This window comes from Paenibacillus sp. FSL R7-0204 (assembly GCF_038002225.1).
Lineage (GTDB): Bacteria > Bacillota > Bacilli > Paenibacillales > Paenibacillaceae > Paenibacillus_AQ.
Window position 1 is genome coordinate 6,103,012 of the sequence record NZ_JBBOCA010000001.1, and the last position, 25,396, is coordinate 6,128,407.

The 25,396-nt window shown below is 45.4% G+C and carries 10 protein-coding genes; all 10 read right to left on the reverse strand.

All coding sequences use genetic code 11. The features are described from left to right. Positions 1–36: 36 nt before the first annotated feature. The 10 genes from MKX42_RS26510 to MKX42_RS26555 all read right to left on the reverse strand — a co-directional run bounded on the left by MKX42_RS26510 (position 37) and on the right by MKX42_RS26555 (position 25,396). Positions 37–1,092, reverse strand: a complete 1,056-nt coding sequence (locus MKX42_RS26510) for a hypothetical protein (RefSeq protein WP_340755877.1) — start codon at positions 1,090–1,092, stop codon at positions 37–39. 18 nt (positions 1,093–1,110) lie between these two features. Continuing rightward, positions 1,111–2,148 carry a hypothetical protein gene (locus tag MKX42_RS26515; RefSeq protein WP_340755878.1) on the reverse strand — a complete coding sequence of 346 codons (1,038 nt, stop codon included), beginning with the start codon at positions 2,146–2,148 and terminating at the stop codon, positions 1,111–1,113. A 178-nt stretch (positions 2,149–2,326) separates the two neighbouring features. Further along, entirely contained in the window at positions 2,327–2,593 is a 267-nt protein-coding gene (locus MKX42_RS26520) for a hypothetical protein (RefSeq protein ID WP_340755880.1), read from the reverse strand. A 141-nt stretch (positions 2,594–2,734) separates the two neighbouring features. Further along, positions 2,735–3,868 (reverse strand): serine hydrolase domain-containing protein, encoded by a 1,134-nt coding sequence (locus MKX42_RS26525; RefSeq protein WP_340755882.1) that lies wholly within the window; start codon positions 3,866–3,868, stop codon positions 2,735–2,737. Between the two features lie 57 nt (positions 3,869–3,925). After that, positions 3,926–5,605, reverse strand: a complete 1,680-nt coding sequence (locus MKX42_RS26530; protein ID WP_340757835.1) for an ABC transporter ATP-binding protein — start codon at positions 5,603–5,605, stop codon at positions 3,926–3,928. Between the two features lie 2 nt (positions 5,606–5,607). Continuing rightward, positions 5,608–7,371: an ABC transporter ATP-binding protein gene (locus MKX42_RS26535; protein ID WP_340755884.1), complete on the reverse strand. Its 1,764-nt coding sequence runs from the start codon at positions 7,369–7,371 to the stop codon at positions 5,608–5,610. 34 nt (positions 7,372–7,405) lie between these two features. After that, positions 7,406–8,683 (reverse strand): ACP S-malonyltransferase, encoded by a 1,278-nt coding sequence (fabD, locus tag MKX42_RS26540; protein ID WP_340755886.1) that lies wholly within the window; start codon positions 8,681–8,683, stop codon positions 7,406–7,408. Positions 8,684–8,719: 36 nt separating this feature from the next. Then, positions 8,720–15,952 (reverse strand): beta-ketoacyl synthase N-terminal-like domain-containing protein, encoded by a 7,233-nt coding sequence (locus tag MKX42_RS26545; protein WP_340755888.1) that lies wholly within the window; start codon positions 15,950–15,952, stop codon positions 8,720–8,722. Further along, positions 15,949–17,229, reverse strand: a complete 1,281-nt coding sequence (locus MKX42_RS26550) for an ACP S-malonyltransferase (protein WP_340755889.1) — start codon at positions 17,227–17,229, stop codon at positions 15,949–15,951. Before MKX42_RS26550 ends, MKX42_RS26545 begins: the two co-directional genes overlap by 4 nt. 10 nt (positions 17,230–17,239) lie before the next feature. Continuing rightward, entirely contained in the window at positions 17,240–25,396 is an 8,157-nt protein-coding gene (locus tag MKX42_RS26555) for an amino acid adenylation domain-containing protein (protein WP_340755890.1), read from the reverse strand.

Sequence of the window (25,396 nt, forward strand, 5' to 3'; positions counted from 1 at the left end):
TGATCTAAGAGCGTGGTGAACCCTATTCACACACTCTTATACAATTACAAAACGCATATTTTTAATGCTTTCACGTTCTAAGAAAATGATCCTTTGAAGGTATTCTTTAAGTAAAGATATATCATTACTGTTTTTCTTCAACCTGCATTTGAGAGTAGAGTTTCTAAATACTTCCCATTCGTTACTCAAATTCCTGCTTTGTTCTGCAAGTTCTAATATACTCATATTATTATAACCTTCAGAAGCATATAAATGATTGAAAATCGACTCATTTTTTTTATGATTTTGTATGAATGATGTTGTTCTAAGCGCAAATATACTTTCATCATTCAATGTGGAGGTTATCTCTTCAAATTCATCAAAATAATCTTCCAATGCACTTATACCTACTTGGTAGTAAAGATCAACCTCGCCATTATAAACAATCTCATCCTTCGCTATATTATTCCTAATATCCAATAAGATTGATTTAGAATAATCTATTGTATAATCATTAACTTTTTGTTCATTCAAAGATACTGTCATAAAGCGTACATTTTGTCCTGAATCAATTAAGTACTTAGTCGATCTATAAATAACTTCAAAGTTAATATTATAGTAATGCATTCGACCAGGTGATAAACAATCTTCAATTGCTTCATAATTATTATCTAATTCATACATATCAGAAATATTATGAATAAAAATCGGATGGATAAAGTGGATTTTATTGGACTCCCTCCCATTGGGATAAAAGAAACGATCAATACTTAAGAAAATAAACTTCTGCTGAGATAATGTATCCCGAATTAGTTCATTCAGACTGTCTAAATCTGATGACGTAATGTCAATCTCAGTAATCTCAAAAAAGGAGTACAAAATCTCATTGGTATATACAACCTTAGGTAAAAATAATCCTTGTTCTAATAAACTCTTGTAAGTTTCCTGAGAATCGAATTTTTGTAAAGTTAGTTTCTTCCAATATTGAGACTTAAATGCGAAGGGTAATGTACTTAAAGAATCATTGTAGCTGATAAGAATTGACATTAGATTATTTTTGACACAATCTAACCATAGAGAGTTATAAGGAAGTAATTTACTAGTCTGAGACACTTTTTTCACCTCTTTAATTTATGGTAGATCGTTTTGATTCACAGGACTCGATTCAACTTTGATAAGCTGCAAGAACCTGTCTAAATAATCTAATTCCAGTAAATATACCCGCTCAAGAATTTCAATAATTTTAATTATATTTTTTTTATCATTAGTTAATTGCAATCTCGTATTTAAGTTAACTGCAATTTGCAAATCATTTATTATAATTTTCAAACAATTAATTATTCTTGTCTGTTCTTCTCCTATATTTCCCAGAATAGATTCCACACGAGTTTTCATAATTCTTTTATGTTCAAGCAAGACATATAAGTTTTTCGTCAATAACTGTATATTGTCGTTTTGTATAGCTAATTGATAGTACTTTATTAGTACACGGTATACTGATATGCCAAAATAAGTATCACAATTTGAATAATAATCCTTAACAAAATTCTTTTGTGTGTTTATCGAAGTTGTATATTCATTAATCAGACCAATCAATAAATCTTTATTTAAAGAATGTTCAACTGACTTAGGTTTTAACATAAATATTTTTTTGAGATATTCATCATCATTATGCTCGAAATAATCTGATAATTTATCATAAGATTCACTCAATTGAGAATATCTTATCAAGTTAAACGATAGTTTATTATTAAGGTCATAGCCTGCTATATTAAAAGTACAATCATTCTCATTATAACCATGTATCATAACTCCATGTCCGAACTGCCGCTTCATATAAGATGATGTAAATGGAAGATAGAACTCATCAACATGTAGAAAAATATAAAATCCCTTTTCAATATATTTAATTACAAAATCTACAATGTTTTCAGTTATCTCGTTTCTTTTAAGTAAATAACTGCTCTCTTTCAATTGTGTAAAAGATAAAAAATCATCTTCGCAATAGTCCAGTACGACAACCTCATTTTTATATTCGTCTATTTTCAATTGAAAGTACCTATCCAATATAATCCATTCTATGGGGTTACCAACTTCTAAAATTGACATTATATATGAATGGTGAGGCAAGGAATCTATTCTCGAATGAACAAGAGGGAGCAGCTTCATATTGAGAACCTCCATAGTTATTTAGCATCAAAAAAAAGCCAACCGAATGCCGGATGACTCATCATAAAATCATATGTAAACTTAGCTTAGTTAGATTGTTGTATCTGATCCTCTTCAGAATTCATTGATCCACAGAGGACCAGACAATGATGATGCACTTGCAGTTTAAATAAAAGTCTTATTTTCCACCAGACACAAGGCTTTCCTTGATCTTAAAAAACTCTTTTTCATGGTGTCTTCGGAATGCCAATGTCTTAGTGTCAACTGCTTTAGCAATTCTTTCAGCGGTCGCACCTTTACAATTTTTACATACTTTAAGTTGCTTACCTTCTGAATTACTCACAGTATATAGAACTTTAATTCTTGTTGAAAGACATACCGGGCATACACCGCGACCTCTGGAAGGCACTTTCAAAAGTCCCTTACCCCTTGTTGTTTTTGCCAAACAAATTACTCCTCTCAAGATGAAAATATTTACATCTAACTATACCAAATCTCCTCACCCGATGTCAAGTTTTAGGATTTGTTACATTTAGTTTCTTTAATTTAAAATTTTATATTTACAATTTTTATAGCATATTACCTGCTATCGGGTCAAATGAAGTCCTTTACGATCATAGCACAATATTTGCATGGCGTTTATTATCTTGCTCTGTTGCTTCATTTTTATACCTTCGGGATAACTGTTAATATTCTCTCCAACAATGTCCAGAACCCATTCACGCAGCAAACGGTTGATGATATGGCTTCCATTTACACTGTTTGTCAACAGGGCTATTCCAGCTCCCTGCTCTGGAAAGACCGCAAAAGAGCTGTTGAATCCGATATTGGTTCCGTGATGAAAAAGCATTTTCTTATTTTGCGGAAAGGTTACTATATGATACCCCAAGCCGTAATTTACTTTGCGGAAAATTCTTGTCCTCAGTTTGGTTTGAGACTCTGGAGACAAGAAGCCCGAGTTATCCGAATCGTTCATATGAGCGCTTAAAAACCTAGAGATATCGCTAATCGAGCTGTACATACCTGCAGCAGCATGCTCTGCATAATACCTTTTCGGCATAACGAATCCATATCCGCCGAATGATTGCGATATTCTGGGCTCTACCCGTTCGGTAATAAGAAATGTGCTCTCCACCATTCCTAAGGGTTCAAAAACGTTCTTCTTCATATAATGATCAAACTTCATTCCTGTTACTTCCTCAATAACATGCTGCACTAAGCTATATCCGCCACCAGAATATTTAAAGCCTTGTTGAGGCTCATAAATAACTTTAAGTCCATTCTCCCGCTCAAAAGTCCGTGTGCGTAGCAAATCAGTATTCACCTGATCCTCCGGATATCCGAGATACCCGGTGATATTCATCCCGCCCGTATGACTCAAGAGTGACTGAAGGGTGATTTTACTGTGATCAAAGCTGGATGAGGGAAGCTTCCATTTATTCAAATAAGTATCGACCGGAGCCTCCAAATCCAGAATTTTTTCTTCAACCAATTTCATAACTCCCCAGGCTGTCAAGGTTTTCGAGATGGAACCCAACTGAAACACAGAATTCTCTCCGGTTGCCATACGCCTTTGGTGATCTGTGAAACCATATCCCTCTAGATGCACCCTTTTGCCATTGTGCCAAAGAGCGAGCGCCACACCAGGAATTGTATTCTTTTTCATTAGTGCTGCAATACTTTCATTCAGAGCTTCTTTATCAGCAAAAAGTGAAGGCATAATTACACTCCATTTCCATGATATTGAGAATACCTTGGGTATTGCACCGCCTTCATTCTATAATCTCTCCACTTTGCCTTGCCGTAGCGTGAAAACATGTGAGAACCCGGTATATGCGGTAGGACGATGTGAAATCATCAGCACGGTTTGCTTGCCCTTCAACTTGTTCAGCGATTGGATAATTCGTTTCTCCGTCTCGAAATCCAGCGCCGAGGTAGCTTCATCCAACAGCAGTACAGGCGCCGTTTTAATGAAGGCTCTGGCGAGAGCAATCCGCTGTCTTTGCCCTCCAGATAAGTTAGTGCTGTTTTCACTGATTATCGTGCCATATCCTTCCGGCAGCTCCATAATGAACTCATGAGCACACGCTCTTTCAGCGACCGTGGCGATTTCTTCATCACTGGCCTCTGGTTTGCCGAACCGGATATTCTCTGCAATACTCCCTTCAAACAAAAAGCTATTCTGAGGTACATATGCGATATTGCTTCTCCAGAGCTCTAAATCGGACTCTGCTAGCGATTGTCCTGCGGCGGAAATGTCACCCTTCAATGGTTCATAGAAACCCATCAGCAGTTTTATTACGGTACTCTTGCCCTCTCCACTGGGTCCAATCAATGCGGCAAGCTCTCCTTGCTCGACAGACAGACTCGCTTGATCCAGCACTTTTTTACCGTTTCTGTGTGTGAAGCCTATGTTATCCAGTTTTATGCCTCTTTTTTCATTCACCGCCTGGGGAAGACTGCCGGTTCCGTCCGCTACTTCAGCGCCGCTTCTCTCCGTTCGCTCTTCCATTAACTCCAGTACCCGGTTTACTGCCGGTTCAGAAGCCTTAAAATCCATCATAAATCTGCCGATATTATTCAACATAAAGTTAACTCCGTAAAGCAGTTGTCCAATAGCCAGCAGTTCTCCAAGCTGAGATTTCCCATCCAGTAGAAGTAAGCAGCCGATAACAATAAGAGAGACTTGGACAATCCAACTAAATATATAATTTGTGCTGTCCAACAACGCATATTTGAAATTATTATCCAGATCCGCACTAGTAGCCTTCAGGTTATTCTCCGAGTATTCCCGAACCATCCATTTTTTCATCTGGTACATTTTTATGGTGTTGGCTCCATTGATTGTATCGGTCATTTTCTCCGTCATTTTCCCTATATGCTGCTGCAACCGGCTTGCCGTTGAATGAACGCCTTGCGACATCCGACTGTTCAACCACGACAATATGACTCCAAAAAAGGAAAAGACCAGGGCATATCGCCAGTTCAGAATCAGCATGACGGTTAAAGATCCCAAGCCGAACACAAGGGCATAGATCAAAGAATATAGACTGCTGGTAAATACTCTGTGGATCACCCCAACATCGTTGATAACTCGGGAAAGTACCTCTCCACTATGCTTATTCTTTAAGGTATCTTCGGGAAAATGAAGAACTTTCTGAAACAATGACATTTTTATATGTCCAATTGAATGATAAACTACCCGATTATACAGAAAATGTGCACTGAACATAACCAGTGCGCACAAAAACGTCTGCAGAAACGCTATCCACAGCGCCTGTATTAGCGAGTCTCTGCTGTTATTCACTGCGGCGTTTACTACATTCCGGATGACTAAACCAACAGCAATGTATAATCCTGCTTCGCCGGCGCTTTTAAATATGATGGATACCGCGTATAAAAATTTATCTTTATGAATTAGGGCAAACAGCTTAAGCCATAAATTGGATTTCTGCATAATCAATGGGCAACCTCCTCATTGGAGAATAGGTCGGCCTCATACTCCCCTCCCTTTTGTGACTGGTGGATGTACAATTGATAGTAGAGACCGCCAGAATTCATTAATTCTGCGTGTGTCCCTCTTTGAACGATCCGCCCCTTTTCCATCACAAGAATGAGGTTCGCATCTTTGGCTGAAGCTAATCTGTGGGTCACTGCAATAGTACAACGGTTGTTCCTGTTCCATGCTCCCTGCTTCTCAATAAAATTGGCTTCTGATGCTGCATCAAGCGCAGATGTGGCTTCATCCAAAAGCAGGATCGGAGCATCTTTATAGAGCGCCCTAGCTATAGCAACCCGCTGGCGCTGCCCGCCGGATAACAATTGACCTCCCTCACCAGCCAAGCTATCGAGTGGGATATCCAGGCCCGCCACTTCCGAAGACTGAGTCAGCCTTTGGGAATCGGCTTCCTGGAAACAACAAATATTCTCACCAATAGTTCCCGGGAATAAAAAGGAGTCCTGAGAAACAAGCGCTACACCTTTGCGCAATGCTCTGCCTCCCAACTCCCCGAGCTCCACTTCCGAAATCATGATCCGGCCGGCCTGAGGTGTATAGAAACCGCACAACAATTTGAGCAGTGTGCTCTTCCCGCTGCCGCTAGGTCCTACAACCGCAACCAGTTCTCCAGGCTGCACATAGAAGCTTACATCCTGAAGAACCGGTATCCCTCCATAGGAAAAGGAAACTTCGTCAAAATGAATGGCCGGGGTCAATGCCACTGTAGTATCCGTCCCAAACTCCGGTTCAACGCTCTCCTCCAGAAGCTCAAACAAATAATTAGAGGTGTCTCTTAATTTACGGATCTCGCCCATTAAGCCAGGCAACATATTGAGTGCTTCGTTTAAATAATTCTGCATTTGAATGAACGCCATTAACTCCCCTACCGAAATCTGGTCATTATATGCCAAATACCCGCCATATACCGCACAGAACATCAAAGGAACCAACCCAAGGGCAATGCTTACTGGAATAATGGCGCTCTCAATTCTCAATGCCCGAATATTTCCGGCTATCGAAGCTTCCAGATATCGTTTGTATTTGCCTTCCAAAAAACCGAAAATGTTAAATGCTTTTACAATCTCGCTGCCATGAATACTCTCTGCCAGCACCGAATCACTGACGGCGGCATTGTGCTGAGCCGAAACAATATGCTTGCCTATGGAATTGCTCAATCGTTTACTGATTAAGAAAGCAAACGGGAATATTATTAAGCTGACCAGCAGCAATCTCCAACTGATAAACGCCAGTATGAAGCAGCATACGATTGCTCTAGTGAATTGGTGAACATATGTCGGAAGCCGGTCCTTTAAAAAGTAGTGAAGGGTCTCACCTGCTTGCATGATCCGGGATATCATTTCACCCGTTTTTTGTTTCTCCAAATAAGTTACCGGCAAATCAGGAATTTTCCCAACGATTTCGTTTCGAATTACTTGCGTAATGTAGGCGGCAAATTTGCCTGAGCTGTTAATGCTAAGAATATTAGTCAGAAAACCAACAATTACAGTAACAACCGTAATAATAATATAAATGATCAAACTCCGATACTGGCTCTCCATAGCATAGTCTATTAAATTCCTCATATATAGAGCTAGTGAAATGTCGATCCAGACAAACAGTAACGCGCAAAAAATGCTGATGGCCGCCAGCCGGCGATATTCTTTTAAGTAGGGCAGCAGCCGGCGGTAGAACAATTTCCATTCACCCATGTCTTGTCCTTTCATATTCGTAATGACTCGTAACGGGTCAATCAAGCGTTTATATGTTGCACAACTCAGGATTGGCCAAATCGTGAAACTGCGGATAAACCCTGCTGATTTGTGTTTCTTGAAGCAATTGCTCAAACCTTTCCTTCTGTTCAGCAGCAGGCGTTAGTTTGGTTACAAACACACTTCGCAGCATGTCAATGGCCTCCTGAACCTTATCGGCACCGGCTGGTTTACCTTCCCTGGTTAATTGCTCTTCCATTTCCTTGATCCGGCGGTATGGCTCCAGCACTCCTTTTTGATACGCTTCTTGATCCCAATTACGGTTGCGAGTGCATACGGCGATTGCCAGACACCGGCTGATCAGCTTTAATGTAGCATCCTCTGCACTCAAATCCTTCGAAACATTCAAAGCCTTCCATTCCTGCAAATCTTCCTCGCTGTCAAAGGCAAATGTCCGAATAGAGGGGAAATCTTTAAACAGGTTTTTCAAAACTTTTCTTGGGCCCAGCTCCACGGCCGTCTCCATTCCCTTTGAAGCGAGAAATTGCATGGTTTCGCTCCAACGAACGGGTTCAATGATTTGTCTCGACAAAAATGCAGGTATACTTTCTTTGTTCAAATAAGGTCTGGCATGTACATTGGAAATGACGGGAATAGTCAACGGGTTGAAATCCATCTTGTCCAGCACAGCTTTATATTTTAACGAGGCCTCTTCCATAAGTGGACTATGGAAAGGGGCACTGACCGTTAACCGGAGCGTCCTGGCTCCTGAAGCCTGCAGTTGTTCCTCCGCCCGCGACACCGCAGACCCATGCCCTGAGATCACCCACTGGGACTTTGAATTATAATTGGAGACAGCCACCTGCGCCGTTTCATCCGAGCATGCTCTGCAAACATGCTCAACCAGCTCCTTATCCGTCCCAGATACTGCAGACATTGCACCAGCGATGCCAATGCTGGCCTCGCTCATAAGCTGCCCTCTAATACGGACCAGTTGAACAGCATTTGCGAATGAAATTGCCCCGCTAACCACAAGTGAAGTAAACTCTCCGAGACTGTGACCTGCCAGATAATGGGGCTGAGGACCTCCTTCTTCTCGGTATATACGGTACGCGGCAATGCTTGCGGTCAGAATCGCCGGCTGGGCATTCTCTGTCTGCATCAATTCCTTTTCATCGCCTTCAAAACACAAGCGGGAAAGGGGGAGCCCCAAGACACTGTCACATTCCTTGAATGTTTTGGCGGCAACTTCATAACTGTCAAACCATTTTTTCCCCATCCCTATATATTGCGCCCCTTGTCCTGGAAAAAGCAGTGCAATTTTCATTACCATATTTCCTCCTTAAAATAGGCGCCTTAACCATCACCATTCGAACTCTACACTAATCTCATTCTCAACTTTTTCAGAGCCTGAAATATGATCCGTCCGGCTAAGCCCTGTCAATTGACCAATTGTGGTTCCGCAAGCTGCCGAAACCTCCTTCAATACACTAATATACTCAGCACCCAGCAACTCAGCATCTCCATCTTCAAACTTCGCAGGATTGTACAGGAAACTGCATCTCCAGCCATCAATGACTTGAACTACATGTAAAAGAAGGTCAAAACGCATACTACGGTGATCATTATCCATAAGTGCAAGCTGAATTTCATCGTGCTGGAATCTGCCCTTGTCCTCTTCATAGACTTCATAGACAATCACCGTGTTGAATAGCGGATCCCTGCGAGAAGAAGGAGTCTCCGCCAATTCATCCATTATCAGTTGAAGCGGGTACTCTTGATGATCTAACGAGCTCCCTACTTTTTGCCGGACCCTGTCAACAAATTCGTTGAAATTCAATTCCGGAGACAAATAATTACGGATGCCGATCATATTGGTAAACATACCGATCAAAGACTGTACCTCTTCCGCTGGTCTGCCTAGTACGGGATATCCTATTGTAATATCATCCGTCTGGCAAATCTTAGCAAGTACAATATTCAAAATAGCTACTGCAAGAATAAACGATGTGGTATTAGTGTCAGATGCTGCTGTCCGAATCAGTGTAGAGCTAACTTCAAACTTTTTGCTGGCGTATACCGAGGCTACCGTACCCCCATCTTCATTTCCCCATCGCTTAAAAGGAAAGACCATTGGAGCAGACCTGGATTGATACTCTTTCAGCCAGTATGCGCGCTGCTTCCTGAATTCCTCACTGTGCAAATATTCCTCATTGAACCATACCGTATAATCCGAAAACTGGACTTGCAGCGGAGGAAGACTGGCACCGCCATAGAGTTGTCTAATTTCTGTCGCCATAATCTCCATTGATTTGCCGTCCACATTAATGTGATGCGCATCGAATAACAGTATTTGTTCTTCTTCCCCCTCCACTTCCAAAAGGCAGGCTCTGAGAAGAGGTGCTTGCTTCAAATCAAAGGGCTGGATGAACTCATTTACGGCGTTGCGGATCTGAGACTTGCCTATGGTTTTGGAGTCCAGCTTAAATACAACATTCTCGTGCACCAGCTGCACAATTTCCCCTTCCCTGATATCAAAGGAGGTACGGAGGGAACCATGTCTACGGATCAGGCTTTGAAATGCGCTCTCCAGCCTCGAACTGTCCAGCCTTCCTATAACCCGATAGGAATGAGTTTCGTTGTACAGGGTCTTATTTTCAGAAATGACCTGGTGGATATATACATTCAATTGAGAAGGAGTAAGCGGATAAGCACTCCTCTTCGAGAAACCGATTCTCCGGTTGTTCTTCTCCTGAATACAGCTTTGCTCTTCTATCAATACTGCCTGTTTCATGAATTCCGGCTCTTCAAACAGCAGTGAGGCTGGTAAATGACATCCAAACTCCTTGTTGATTTTCGAGGAAAGCACCATGACTGAAAGAGAATCACCGCCAAGATCAAAAAAATGACCTGAGGTATTTATCTTCTCGATCCCCAAAATATCATTCCAGATTTTGGCCAGGCGTGCTCTGGTATTACCAGTCTCTTTATCAGGCGGATCTGCGGGCTGTAGGTTAGCTGGAGAATTCTCTTCTTTCAAACTCAGCCATGGCATAGACACAATCCTGTTTATTTCAAACCAGCATCGCGTATTTGCGAATGGATAGACAGGCCACTTTATTTTGGCCGGCGGGTCTGCTTCGTACCACTGACTCCAGTCGATCCATCCCCCATCAACATAATATTCCCCGAAACGCATCAGCAGTTCTCTGTCATCCCCCGGTTGTGGACACCATGGAACTTGCTTCAATTGCTCGCGGCTAAGTTCACCTCGATAAAAGATTCCCTCTTCTGGCCTATGGAATGCCCCTCTTATCAAGAACTGTTCAAGGATACGGATCAATTCTCCAATGCTGGAGACGACCATAGCGGCCCTGTGGCTATAATGTCCTCTTCTGGAATTCAAAATAAACGAAATCTGCCTCAGATCCACGGAAGAACCATAACGCAGCTCGTACACATAATCCTTCACAAGTGCCGTAAACGCCTCCGCACTCGCCGCCGAAATTGTACAGAGTTCCGATTGGCCGGCCGGTTTGAGCACTGTAAGTTCTTGAACCGGAGCTTCCTCCAATACAAGGTGACAGTTCGTACCAGAAAGCCCAAACGAACTGACACCGCAGCGTAATGGTGCATCGGCGATCCAAGGCATACTCTTGTCTGCAACAAACACAGGCGAATTACCGAAGTCGATATTTTGATTCGGTTTCTGAAAGTTCAGCGTAGCGGGAATGGTTCTATGCTGCAAAGCCATAACCGCCTTTAATAAACCTGCCGCCCCGGAGCAGTGATCGAGATGGCCGATATTTGTCTTTACCGAACCTATGGCACAGAACTGTTTTTTGTCGGTAAATCTTTCAAATGCTTTGGTGATGGCGCTAATCTCAATCGGGTCGCCAAGTCTCGTGCCTGTTCCATGGGCTTCAATGTAACCGATGGACTCCGGAGGTATCCGGGCATCCTTCCAAGCATCAACTAACAACTGCTCTTGCGCCAGAGGGTTTGGAGCTGTGATTCCCGATGAGCTTCCGTCCTGATTGACAGCCCCTCCCTTAATTACTGCATAGATGCGGTCTCCATCCCTCACCGCCGTTGATAACGGTTTCAGGACAAAGGCTGCACTGCCCTCACCCCATACTGTTCCGTCAGAAGCATCATCGAACGTCCGGGTCTTATAATCTGATGATTCAATCCCAACCCCGCTGATATCTGCTACCGGAAGCGGTATTATTTTGACGCTACCCGCTATAGCCTGTTCACATTCTCCATTACGGAGACTTAGGCATGCCCTATGGATGGCAACCAGTGAAGAGGAGCAGGCTGTATCAATGACCATACTGGGACCCCTTAAATCCAACAAATAGGCGATACGGCTGGCAATAATGGATGTTACATTTCCCGCCAAAGCCAGTGGGGCTGATTCCGGTTCCAGCAACGAAACAACCTGTCCGTAGACAGGGAGACCGATATACCCTACGAAGACGCCTGTTTTGCTTCCCCTTATGCTGTCGCCCCCGTAACCGGCATCTTCTATCGCCTTCCATGCTTGCTGGAGGAATATCCGCTGATTCGGGTCCATCAGACTAGCTTCTTTGTGCGATATCCGGAAGTACCTGTGATCGAAGGCATCCACCCGGTTGAGGTAACCTCCCTCCACATAGGAATTCTCCGTACCGGTGTTTGCCGTCAGCCATTGAAACGGCGTACTATCAGAGATTCTTCCTTCCGGGAACATACGGATGCAATCCATTTTTTGCTCAATATTCTCCCAGAACTCGTCCGCATTCTCCGCATATGGAAATACCCCTGACAGACCAATAATAGCAATGCTTTGTTCTCCTTTTATATCATCGGAATAATGAATGACTTCCTTAGTAATCTCAGCCTGTGCATAAATGTAATCTGCGAGCTTAGCTAGCGTGGGATAAGCGAAAAGATCTGCCATGGACAGAACTCCCGGATAATGGGGAAGCAGCTTTTCGTAAACTCTTGTGATGTAAATGGAATTGCCGCCGATTTCAAAGAAATTGTCATCAATATGAAATCGGGAGTAACCAAGCACATCAGCCCAGACTTGGCCAATCTGTTCTTCGATCTGTTGTAAATGCTCTTCTTGTTTACCAACAATCTCTGTTCTGGCAGCAGGCTTTAGGGTCGGCCTTTTCTTCTCTTTGTCCAGTTGACTCCGCAGCTCTGTGGACAAGCCGATACCTAAGCTGTCCGGTGTAAGACCGTATATGTGTCCGTTCTCTCTAATCGTTCCGATAGCCACGCGTCTGTAAGGCTGCCGGAACGCTTGTCGAAAGGCCTTCACGGCTCTGGCTACCGGAAGAGCTGTGAAGATATCTCTACTTCTGTCATGTCTATGCTGGCCGGCCATCCCTGTATCCTCCCAGGCCGACCAATTAATGCATAATGTAATTTGATCCGGATGCGTTCTGTGCCGGTAATCAGCAAATACATCCTGATAATGGTTCGCCGCGGTGTAATCCCCCTGACCCAATCCCCCCGATATAGTGGTAACCGAGGAAAACAGGATAAAGAAGTTTAAGGGATCTTGACTTGTTAAATTATGCAAATTCCGTGTTCCGCTTACTTTGGGAGCCATTACTCTCCAGAACTCTTCTGCTGACTTATTAAAAATATAGCCTCCGCCTCCGCGGCCAGCACTATGTACCACACCCTTGATGGGTCCGTGCTCTGTTCTGATCTGATTGAGAGTTACATCAAGCGCATTGGAATCCGCTATGTCGGTAGTATAAAAAAACAAACGGGAGCCCTTGCTTTCAATTTGCCTGCAAGCTTCCACTCTGCGGGCAAGCACCGGATCTGCTTGTTCCTTTCCAAATGCCGGCCAAGCCGTCCGTTCAGGAAATCCTGTGGAGCTGATAAGGGCATAAGCAGCGGGCATTTCTTCCGCCCAATCGGAGATCAATTCTAACGCGATTCCTCCGCTTCCTCCTGCAACTACATAAATCCCCCGGGAATCCAGCTCCAACTGCTGCTGCGGACCCGAAGCAGGCTCAACCTCTTTCCAGCTTTCAACGTATTTGCAACCCTTCCGGTAAGCCACCGTATACGAGTCGAAAGTACAGGCAAGCTCACGTAAAATCTGCTCCGTCGTGACATCATCATCTATGTCTATACAACGGCAGCGCAGCGGGCTTTCCAGGCGAATGGTTTTTCCTAGACCGTACAATGCCGCATTCTCGGGCAGCAGGTCCGATTCGTCACCGGTGATCTCATAGCAATAATTTGAAATGAGGGTCACATCAATCGGGTTGTTGAATTTCCGCTTCATAAAATGTTTGCTGAAATAAAAGAAATTCCCGGTTGACCTGGCTAATCGCTGCGTGTGGGCACTATCTGACCGTTCATCGGTAGCAGCCAATGCGCTCATATAAATAATCTGGATAATATTTAAATGCTCCAAGCACTTGCACAACAACTGGTATGCGTCTTCTTCAGTTCCAGTCTTGAATTTCAACTCACCAGTCTGTTCAAAGCCCTCCCCTGTGTCCTCTACCTCAACTACCAGATACTTCAAGGATCGATAGTGATCTATAACCGGTTGAGATTTCCCCATTCGGTCCTTGAAGACAAGGACTGCTCCCCCGTCCATAAAGGGTACGTTTAAAGGCTGTGCGAGCGGAATGCCTGCCTCTTTCCATACGGGAGCAAGCAGGCGGATAGACTGTTCACTAACACCCGGATCAGGAAGCCAGCATCGTTGCTGCTGGAACGGATACGTTGGCAAATGAAGCTTTTGCTGTTCCCTCCCGTTATACAAGTTCTCCCAGGCAATACTTAGCCCCTCAACATACGACTGGCATAACTGTTCAAGACGGGCAAGCTCGTTTTGATGATAGTAGTCCTGTAGCGGATACTCTAAACCGTCGCTTTCATTTACAGAGGATTTATGAGGGCTGCGTTCATTCTCATCAGTTAGTGCAACATAAATGCTGCGGGATACATCTGCCTCCAGCCTCTCCTCCAACAGCTCCAGCTTGTCTTCCAGCTCTTTATGACTTCTGACAATAAAGGCAACGCGGTTGCTATAATGTCCTCTTCCACAGTTAGAAATATAGCAGATAGCTCTCCAATCGGCATTTGACCGTATTGCTTCCCTCCAGCTTCTGACGGATTCTGATAACGCAGAAGGAATAAGTGCTGATAGTGTGAAAACTGCTGCTTGTCCTTGGGAAGCCATTTCGTCTGCTTTGCCTTCGGGAGCCTCCTCCAATATTACATGGCAGTTGGTTCCGGTAATCCCAAATGAGCTTACAGCACATCTTCTGGGATAGTTGTCCGGCTTCCAGTCAGAGAGTTCGGTGTTCACGTAAAGCGGCGTATCCGAGAACTGAATCTGGCGGTTAGGATATTGGAAATGGGTCAGAGGCGGCAGTTTCCCATACTTCACAGTTAAGACTGCTTTGACAAGGCCCGCTATTCCGGCCGCATTATCAAGGTGGCCCAGGTTTGCTTTGATGGAACCCAAAGCGCAAAACTGTCTGTTCATGATATATCGGGATTCATAGGCCTTGGAAATCGCTTCAATCTCAATTGGATCACCGAGCCTGGTTCCGGTACCATGTGCCTCCCAATAGCGGATCGACAATGGATCAATGCCTGCAGCCTCCCACGCCCTCACGATAACATCCTTTTGCGATTCCGAATTTGGCGCAGTCAAACCGATTGAGCTGCCAGTCTGGTTGATGGCACTTCCTTTGATTACTGCATAGATGGAATCCTTGTCCCTCACTGCCCGGTGAAGCGGTTTCAGCATTACTGCTGCAACCCCCTCTCCCATACCGGTACCCTCAGCGTTTTCGTCGAAGGAGCGCGTTCTGCCATCTGTTGCTTCTACGCCAATCCAGGTATTTCGGACCGGAAGAATATTGATCTTGACCCCTCCGGCTACTGCCTGGTCACTCTCCCCCCTGCAGATGCTCTGGCAGGCCATATGTACTGCAACAAGAGAGGAAGAGCAGGTTGTGTTAATAAGCATGGAAGGACCCTTCCAGTCAAGCAGATAGGAAATGCGGGAACCAATGAATGGCTGGATATTGCCCGCAACCGCCATTGAAGCCAAGTCAGGATACCCCTCGTCAATAATCCGCTTGTATTCACTCTCATTCCCGAAGCCCACAAATACACCGGTGTTACTCCCTTTCAGGGCGTTGCCTCCGTAACCGGCATCTTCAATACAAGCCCATGCGGTTTGAAGAAACAATCTTTGATTGGGATCCATTAAATTAGCCTCGTTGGGTGACAGGTTAAAAAAAGAATAGTCAAAATCATCTATTCTCTCTAAATAACCGCCTTCTTCGTACACAAGTCCGTCAATTGGCTTGCCAGAATGCTCCAGAATATCCTCTACATCTTTTTTTCTATTCTGCGGAATCGGTCCCACACAGTCTGCACCAGACTGGATAAGCTCCCAAAATTGCTGCAGTGAAGAAGCACCCGGCATTCGGACGGACATTCCCACTACAGCAATATCCATCTCACCGTTGAGTTCGTCTGTGCATGAGGTATGTAATGCTCCGCTTTCTTCATCTTCAAATAATTGATCAATACGAAAATCATTAATCATAACAGCATCCTTTCTGCATATTCCGGGAATAGGTATTCTAACCCAGTCGCATGGAGCATGCTCATGATTTTCCTCTGCTGTATCTCCGATTCAACACGCTTCGTCTCCAAAATCAGATCAAGACACCTCAACGCTTTCAACGATACTTCTCTATCGGGATAGCAATCGGCTTTCTCCGCTTCTTCCAGCAACGCAGCCAGCGTTTTGTAAGGTTCAGATACCCCCTGCTCATAAGCAAGGGGGTCCATATTATCATTGCGGGTAGTGGCGACAATGGAAAGACAGCCGGCTACCACATTGAAGGTGTATCCCTTGCCAGCCACTCCTGCCTTTCCGGGCAGGACCTTGTATGCCTTCAAGAGGTTTTCCCGCTCGGAAGGCGAGGCATAAGACAGACATTGAACCGGAAGACCGCTCTTGCCGAATAACTCCGATAACAACCGGCCTGTTCCCATTTCCACAACTTGGTCCATCCGCTGATTTAAGAATTGCATCGTTTTGTTCCATTGCACCGGCATCACCAGTTGCTTCTCCATTAAATGGGCTATCGTATTGCCATCTATTGCAGGCAGTGCAGTAGTATTCATGATAATTGGAAATTTGGGACGGCAAAATTCAATGGATCTTATCCTTTGACGGATCTCCATTGCTACAGGCTCCATCATGGCACAATGAAACGGGGCGCCCGTAAAGAGCGGAGTCACGCTTGCGCCTTGCTCCATAACTATCGACTCTACTTGCTCCAGAAGCGGAGCATACCCTGATACCGCAACCTGATTATCTGTATTGAAACAAGCGATTCCAATCGTGCCCCCGGCCTTTGCCTTCACGTTCTGACATATTTGCTCTACCTCTGTTTCGGCCAGTCCGTCAATCACTGTCATGTATCCGTCTTCCTGCCTGGCAATCTGCATCGCCAGCCGGCTGCGCTCCATCACCAGCTCCAATCCGTTCTGGAAGGTGATTACACCGCTGCAGGCCAACGCAGAGTATTCACCAAGACTATGACCGGCGACGAATTGCGGACGGATACCTATATCTCTATAAAAAGCTCTGAAGCAGGCGATGCTTATGACATAGATGGCAGGAAGTGCATGGTCAAGCAGGCTCATATCTCTTAATGTGCCATCAAAACAATATTCTCTTAAATCAAAACCCAGTTGCCTGCTAGATTCATGAAACAAATCTCTAGTCTCGCGGCAAGAATCATATAAAGCTCTGCCCATTCCTACATGTTGTGCGCCTTGCCCAGGGAATACATAAGCCAAGTTCCGCAATGTGTTCCTCCTATCTGCCGGCCTTTTCACCGATGTTTTTCAATGCGAACCGTTGAACAGCATAGCTGCACTGAGCTGCCACCTGATTGACAACCAGAGAATTAATCCGCTCACGATTATACAGCCAAATCATTTGCAGGCCATGCTCGCCTTCCCATGTACAGCAGCAAATCAGATCAAAGTACAACCTTTCCTGGCTCCACTCGGGAAGCGTGTCGCCGAAGACGAGCGCCGGGATAAACTGCCCGGCTTCAGGAGAGGATTGAAAGATTGATTGTGCCCATTCAGTTCCCTCTTCGTTCCGCATCCGTGCATACATGTGCTCCGACTGGCGTAATGCATCCAGCATTCCTTTGGCTTCAAGCGGCCGGTAGGTCATTCCGTGAACCCGCCGGTCCTGAGAAATATAAGCAAAGGAAAGCGGATCCAGGCCAGTGGAACGATGCAATGCCGTCAAGAAGAGAACGGTCAATACGCTTTGAAGGCTGTGGTTCCCCTCTGCAGCAAATTTATTAAGACCATTAACTGCATCAACTCCGGTGTCCATTATGACTTTCCCATACTCCTCTGTGCTGGAAGGAATCGCAGATAGTGCCCGCCATTGTTCAGGCATCGGGTTCACCCAGGTCAATACCGGCCGGTTAATCCGCTTTTTGAGCAACGCCGCCATATGCCGGACACTTGGATGCTCAAATAAATCCACAATTCTGAGTACACCCGGATAACGTGCCTCTATTCTCAAGTGCACGCGGGTAAGCAATATAGAGTTACCTCCACTTTCAAAAAAATTATTCTCCGGATTGAGCTCCCGCACTTGAAGAACTTCTCTCCAGATTCCGATAATTTCTTCTTCCATCGGGTCCAGGGCAGCACCTGATGATACGGCGCCGGGTAGCACGCGGGCTTCAAGTGCGCCCCTGTCGATCTTCCCGTTTTGATTAACCGGCAGACGGTTCATGACTGAATAAGACGAAGGAAGCAAGGCGGCAGGAAAATATCCGGCCAGCCATTGCTCCAGCTTCTCCTTATCGATTGGTTGTTCAGCACCTATAAATGCAACCAGAATAGCGCTGTCCGCTGCCTTCTGCCGCTTCATAACAATCGCTTCTGCGATTCCTGGATATTCCAGTATCTTCAACTCAAGCTCCAGAGGATTAATCCGTATTCCCCTCAATTTAATTTCATGGTCCTTTCGGCCAATGAACCGGAGCTCACCGCCGCTGGTCCACTGCACCAAATCTCCGGTTCGGTACAATGTCTTCTCAGGAAAAACCGGATGACTAATGAAGCATTCCTCCGTCAGTTCCGGCCGATGGAGATATCCCCTCGCAATACCTGATCCGGCAACGCATAACTCCCCGGTAATGCCTGCAGGAAGCGGATTTATATCCCTATCCACAACAAGACATTCCACATTGTCGATGGGTTTGCCCAGCAGAACCTCCTGCCGCTCCTGGTCAAACCGGTAAACAGTAGAACAGACGCTATTTTCACTTGGCCCGTATTCATTGTATAGCTGCACATGACTCAGACATTCATAATGACGTCTCACTAGTTCTTCTCCAAAGGCTTCTCCTGCCAAAGTGACACTTCTCAGAGACGACAGTGCATCAGGAATCTCATACAGCATGGCTCTGTAAAAAGCCGGAGTAATCAACAGATGAGTTACCTGCTCCTGTAGCAGGGTCTGTCTGATGTAGGCCAAATCCATCCTTGATTCCTGAGGCAGCAGAACTAATCGTGCCCCTGTACTTAATGCACTGAAAATATCCTCGACCGAACTGTCAAATGACACTGAAGGCAATTGCAAAACGACATCCTCCGGTCCAAAACCGTAGGTTCTGGTTCGCCAGCTAATGGTATTAACAATGGACCGGTGCTCAATCATTACTCCTTTAGGGGTACCTGTACTTCCAGAAGTATAGATGAGATAAGCAAGGTCTTCTTCCTTCACTATATCTACCGTCCGGCAATCCGACTCTGAGCAGGGAGAATTGCTATCAAGCCTGTCCATATGAACCTGACAGATCTCCGATCCAAAGCGCTGCGACATTGAACTGTGTACCAGCACAATTTCTGCTCCGCTGTCTTCCAGCATCAAATTCATCCGGGCATACGGCATTTCGGTGTCCAAAGGCAAATAGGCGCCACCGGCCTTTAACACCGCCATAATTGCGGCAACCATCTCAAACGAGCGTTCCAGACAAATGGCAACGATTGTTTGCGGCCTCATCCCCTGACGAAGCAGTTCCTTCACTACCTGCCCTGCATATTCGTTCAGCTGGCCATAGGTCATATGGCTTCCAGCATATGTCAGCGCAACGTTATCCGGAAACCTTGCGGCACTTTCTTCGAAAAGCCTGTGTAGAAGATAATCGCCATTTCTGTTCGGGGAATGGATCATTCCGCTTTCCAGCATTAATTGGGTTTCCGCTTCATTTAGCAAGTTCAGTTTTGAGAGCGGACGCTCCGGCAACGCTGAAACTTTCCCGATCACGATAAAAAATCGTGTCATTATCTCGTCAATCTCTTCCTTGCTGAAATGCCCGTTATGATAGACGACATTCATTGCGATGCTGCCATCCTTTAGTTCAAACATAAGGTTAAACGAATAGTGCGGACGGCTCGTAACTTCAATATGTTCTACCCGCAAATCCTGATTCTTCGCCAGCATGTCTTGGTTAATCGGGTAGTTATCGAATGAGAGCGTATGATCAAACCATTCTCCGGATACATCAGCCACATGCATTTCATATAATGGCAAGAATCCAAAGACCTGATTATTCCATAGATCGGCTTGGAGTCTATGAGCAACCTGATAATAGGTTTCTCCCTCCTCACTTATCGAGCGTACCGGAAGCGCACTTGAATAATGGCCCACTGCCTTTTCAAAGGCTCCGCTGGATGGCCGTAAAGTAGTGACACACCCGAATACGATATCCCTCCGGTTTGTAAATTTATGAAGAAAAATTCCCCAAAGTGCTTGAATGGCCACACTAAGGGAGGTTCTTGCCCCTTCGGCAAGCCGGTGTATTCCTGCACTTAACGCAGTATCCATCGTATACCGTTTTACTTCTGATATTCCTGATTTGCCCGAATTTCGTTTATTGGAAGACAAGAGGGAACCATCACCCGAATATCCGGCGAGATAATCCTTCCAATGGTTTTTAGCCTGCACATGATCCTGTTGCCCGATCCAATCTACGAAACGCTGATAACCTGCAGGTACAGCCAGCTCTTTCATGCTCCCGGACCGATAATATTCCTGCATCCACTCTTCCAGTACCACAGCCAAACTCCATCCATCCATCACGATATGATGATAGCTTAGAAGGATATAGTATTCTTCAAGACCTGTCTTGAAAATATTGGTGCGAATCGCAGGTTCCATGCGCAGATTAAAACCACGTCTGCGATCTGTTTCTTTGAAGGCAGTTAAGGCAAGTTCTGCCGAACGGCTATCCATATTCGACCAATCAACCATGTGAAATTCATAGAACATACTATCACGGGTTGTTTGAACCGGCTCATCTTCGTCGTCGTAGTTAAAAATATTTCGCAGGATACCGTGGCGGGCAACCACCTTTTTGTAAGCGACTTCTAATTTATGGGCATCCAGAGTACCTGCCACATGGACGCACAACTGTTCCATGTAAACAGAGGACTGCTCATCAAGTTGCTTGTAGAGCAACAAACCCAGTTGTGCCGGTGAGAGCGGATAGGGATATGCACTATTGCCGGCACCGCAAAGATACAGACATGATTCTTTTAAATGTTCCGAAAAGGCCTGCACATCCCCGGCGTTTGGACTATAGTTCAAACGAATGACAAGTCTCCCTTGTTCAATTGAGCTGTTCATAACCAGTGCATGCCGAACGGGCATTTCCTCATGTACAAGCGACTGAAATGAGCCGGGCACCAACTGCAGTCCGGAAGCATTCAGCGAATCTAGTTCCCCCATATAGTTGAACAAAATCCCCGGCAGGACAGGAGAAAACCGTTCCTTGATCCATGGATAACCTATACCGTGATTGGGCACGCTTCTCAGCCGCTGAGTGAGCCCTTCAAGGTTATCCTCCGAACCCCTGCTCCATTCCAGCATAAATGGGAAAATAGTGGTGAACCATCCGACAGTACGGGATACATCTACCCCTGATATTATTTCATGTCGGCCGTGGCCTTCGATATCCACCCACAAGATCTGCCTACCGCTCCAGAGACAATGGGCCCTAGAGAGAGCAGCCAACAGAAACTCATCCATCTTCACCCGTCTATTCTCCATTACATCATGTAGCAGCTTGCGGGTCTCTCCCATGCTGAATTCAACGGTGAGCTCGCCCCTCTCACTCCATATTCCTCCAGTTGGAAGTTCAAGAGTTTCGGCCTTGAAATCGTCACTCACATTTTTCCAGTATAACAATTCATTCTCCGGAGTTTCCCGGTCAAAATAGCCTTCGGCTCGGGAAGCCCAGGAATAGTATGACACCGAAGTTGCCTGCAATTCAGTCTGAATATCCGCCTTGACGGCATTAATCATAGCATCTAGATCCTCCATAATAATCCGCCAGGAGACGCCGTCTATAATTAAGTGATGGAACACCAAACCAATGAAATCACAGGTCTCCGTCCTAAACAATCCCGCTCGTGCCAGGGGGCCGTTCCATACATTAATGTCTTGTGCCAGTTCCTGCAACATGGTATCTGTCGGTACAGGTAACCCGCTTATATCTGTAACCTTTAATGGGCAGAGGTCCTGACGGCTGCCACTACGCTGGACAATTTGATCTCCTTCAAGCTTAAATTCCATGCGCATAGCGCTATGTACGGCTGCCAACCGGTTCAAGGCTTCCTTCAGCACTTTCGGTTCAACAGCTTCAGCACTCTGCAGCACTAACCCTTGGCAAAAAAAGAATTCACTGCCACCCATTTCTTCGAAATAAGTTCTTTGAATCGGAGTCAACTTCACCAGCCCGCCGTCATATTCCATGAACTGGTCTGGCATCCGGGTCAACCTCATCTGCTGTGCGCATTCCTTCAGAACCGGATAATGAAGTACATCCAGAACCTTCAGTGAGTAGCCGTTCTTACCTACTCTTGAAACAATCTGCATGGCTTTAATTGAATCGCCGCCAAGACTGAAAAAATCATGCTGTTTAGAAATCATTCCTTGAGGATGAAGAACCTCACTCCACACCTTAAGAAGGATCTTCTCCTGTTCATCGTCGGGGATCAACCGCTCCGATCCTGTATCTTCAGCCGTTCTCTGTGCAAATCCGGATAACGCTTTCCGGTTAATTTTTCCATTTGCATGTACCGGCATCTCATCTAGTACAACATAATAACTGGGCATGGAATAACGGGGCAAAAACCGGGCAAGATGCGCCTGAATTACATCATCTAGAGGCTCACCGGCCACATAATATAATACAAGGCTCTTGTGCCCTGCGACGCCTTCTTTCACTGCGGCGGCTACGGATTGAATCCCGCCTAGATCAAGCGCACAGCTCTCAATTTCCTCAAGTTCAACGCGGAACCCGCGGACCTTCACCTGATGATCTGCACGTCCGGCAAATACCAGCTGACCATCGGCTTGCATTCGTACCAAATCACCGGTCCGGTAGCATCTTTCTTCCTGATTCAGCGGATTAGGCACGAAACGTGTCTTGGTCTGTTCCGGCTGACCGATGTAACCTCTGGCAATACCTTGTCCGCACAGCCAAAGCTCACCCAGAACCCCGGCGGGCATTAGACGCTGGTGCGAGTCCATTACCATTGCCCGGCAATGGGGAAACGGACGTCCAATAGGAACATTCGACTGGAGAACATCGGCTTGTACCTCATACATGGTCGCATATATTGCTGCTTCCGTTGGGCCATACAGATTTATTAGCCGCACTTTCGGCAGATGCTCGAATACGCCCCGGCAGAGCATTAACGGTAATGCTTCTCCGGCGGCAAATATGTATCTCCAATGTATCGGAATAACAGCCTCTCGCTGTTCCAGGAACTCCAGTAATACCCCCAGATAGGAAGGAACCAGATGGACATGAGTAACTCGATAATTATCGAGCAACTCAAGAAATCCCCCAGGCTCTCTAACCGCCTCAGCCGAGGCAATGGCCAATCTGCCTCCTTGCCAAAACCATCCAAAAATTTCTGCCAGGGATACATCAAAAGTAAACGTGGTTTTGAACAAGAGGGTATCATCCATCCCGACGGGGTAGCACTCCTGCATATCCTGCAATGTATGAAGAACCTGCCGGTGTTCAACGACGACCCCTTTAGGCCGGCCTGTAGAACCAGAGGTATATATTATGTAAGCTGGATCGCCCGGTTCACACCGGGGGATGAACGGAGAGCTTGCCTTACCTGTTACCCTGCTTACAGACAGCATTTTAAGCTGCTGGTTCAGTCTGTCCCGCATCTGTTCCCGGCAGGATTCATCGAACAATAATGTTGTAGCCTGGCTATCTTTAATAATATACTCCACCCGCTCATACGGGTCCTCCGGTGAAATGGGGACATATACCGCACCCGCCATCATTATGGCATATATGCTGATGAGCATACCATCCGACCGGTTCATCATAACTGCAATGACATCGCCCTTTTGAACGTTAAACTCGACGACAAGTGCTTCCGCAAGATTGGAAATTCGTTCATAGAACTGTCTGTAGGTTAAAGATGCGTCAGCACTGCACATTGCTTCACGTTCAGCATACCGGCTGACGCTGATTAGAAACTCGGACATTAATGTACCCGGATAGAAAGGAACGGGATGAACGGGCCCGGAGTACAAACTCTTTATTTCCTGTTCCATCAAAAATTCCATACTATTTACATACCGGTCTGAGTGCGCAATCATCCATTGCATAACAGCAAATAAGTGACTGCTTATTTGCTGAATCTCGTCGGACCGGAAGCGCTGTGGATTATATTCCAATTGCCATTGTAAACCAGTAAAAGGGATGATCTTCAACGTAAGATCGTAGTGGTTGCTTTCTTCAAGCTCAAAGGAATGAAACAAGCTCTCCGTTCCTGTATTCTGAAAACCTTCATCTATAGGGTAATTCTCCACGACAATGATTGATTCGAATAAATCAGGCAATTCTTCACGGCCTGCAAATGATTTGATCTTCACCAGCGGCGTCCATTCATGCCCGGATCTTTGACTGAGCTTCAGCATGACCCGTCTGCACAACTCATCAACCGTCTCCGTTGCTTCCCCCAGTTCCAAGACAAACGGAACTGTATTCATGAAAAGGCCTGCAATCGATTCAATATCAGGCAAATGGGCCGGACGGCCGGATATAACCGTTCCAAACATCACCCGATGGCTGTCAGTGTAACGGTGCAGCAATAACCCCCAAGCACAATAGACAAATGAGGCCAAGGTGATCCCTCTGCTTTGCAAAAAACAGTCCATTTGGCTTGAAAATGTTTCTGGAGCACAGTATGAGAATGAACGCCTCCCGGGAACTTCCTCAACACATGTCCTGTGGGAACCGGGAAACAGAGCAGTTTCAGCCCAAGGCCCAACTTCTTCTTTCCAGTATTGGTCATGCTCACTCTCCAGTCTATAATTTTGAAGCCAGTCTACATATTGTTTATATGATGATTTACACCTTAGGTACGGTGCTGATTGCGCACATAGTTGTTTATATAGGTCCAGCCATTCTCTGAGAATGATGGAGCAGCTCCAGCCATCCAGTAATATATGATGATATGAAAACAGAACATTGACTGTATGGTCTGCCCATTGGATGATCTCTATGCGATACGGAGATGCCGTTAGGTCAAGCACTGCCTTGTTATTTTGTGCTTTGATGCTGTTTAGCTCCGACTCTCTCGCTTCAGCAGGAATATTGGTACAATCAAACAATTCATAGGGAGGTGAAAAATTTTTCAGCACAATCCTTACCGGAAAATCAAGGTGCTCCCAACGGAATACTGAACGCAGAATATCGTTGGCCTGCATCACAAGATTAAATGCTTTGCGCAGGAGCGGCAGTTCCACGTATCCGCGGATACCGAAGCTCAAATGTTCGTGATACAATGCAGCTCCCGAATCGGCTATATGATGAAATAGTATTCCTTCTTGCATTGAACTGAGTCTTGACAGCTCTTCTACATTCGCTTTATCTAACTTGGCTTCTGGAAGTTTCAT

Excerpts from the sequence above, each read along its gene's own strand:
- MKX42_RS26515 (WP_340755878.1), bottom strand. The coding sequence starts at position 2,148 with ATGAAGCTGCTCCCTCTTGTTCATTCGAGAATAGATTCCTTGCCTCAC.
- MKX42_RS26525 (WP_340755882.1), bottom strand. The coding sequence starts at position 3,868 with ATGCCTTCACTTTTTGCTGATAAAGAAGCTCTGAATGAAAGTATTGCA.
- MKX42_RS26530 (WP_340757835.1), bottom strand. The coding sequence starts at position 5,605 with ATGCAGAAATCCAATTTATGGCTTAAGCTGTTTGCCCTAATTCATAAA.
- MKX42_RS26535 (WP_340755884.1), bottom strand. The coding sequence starts at position 7,371 with ATGAAAGGACAAGACATGGGTGAATGGAAATTGTTCTACCGCCGGCTG.
- fabD (WP_340755886.1), bottom strand. The coding sequence starts at position 8,683 with ATGAAAATTGCACTGCTTTTTCCAGGACAAGGGGCGCAATATATAGGG.
- MKX42_RS26545 (WP_340755888.1), bottom strand. The coding sequence starts at position 15,952 with ATGATTAATGATTTTCGTATTGATCAATTATTTGAAGATGAAGAAAGC.
- MKX42_RS26555 (WP_340755890.1), bottom strand. The coding sequence starts at position 25,396 with ATGAAACTTCCAGAAGCCAAGTTAGATAAAGCGAATGTAGAAGAGCTG.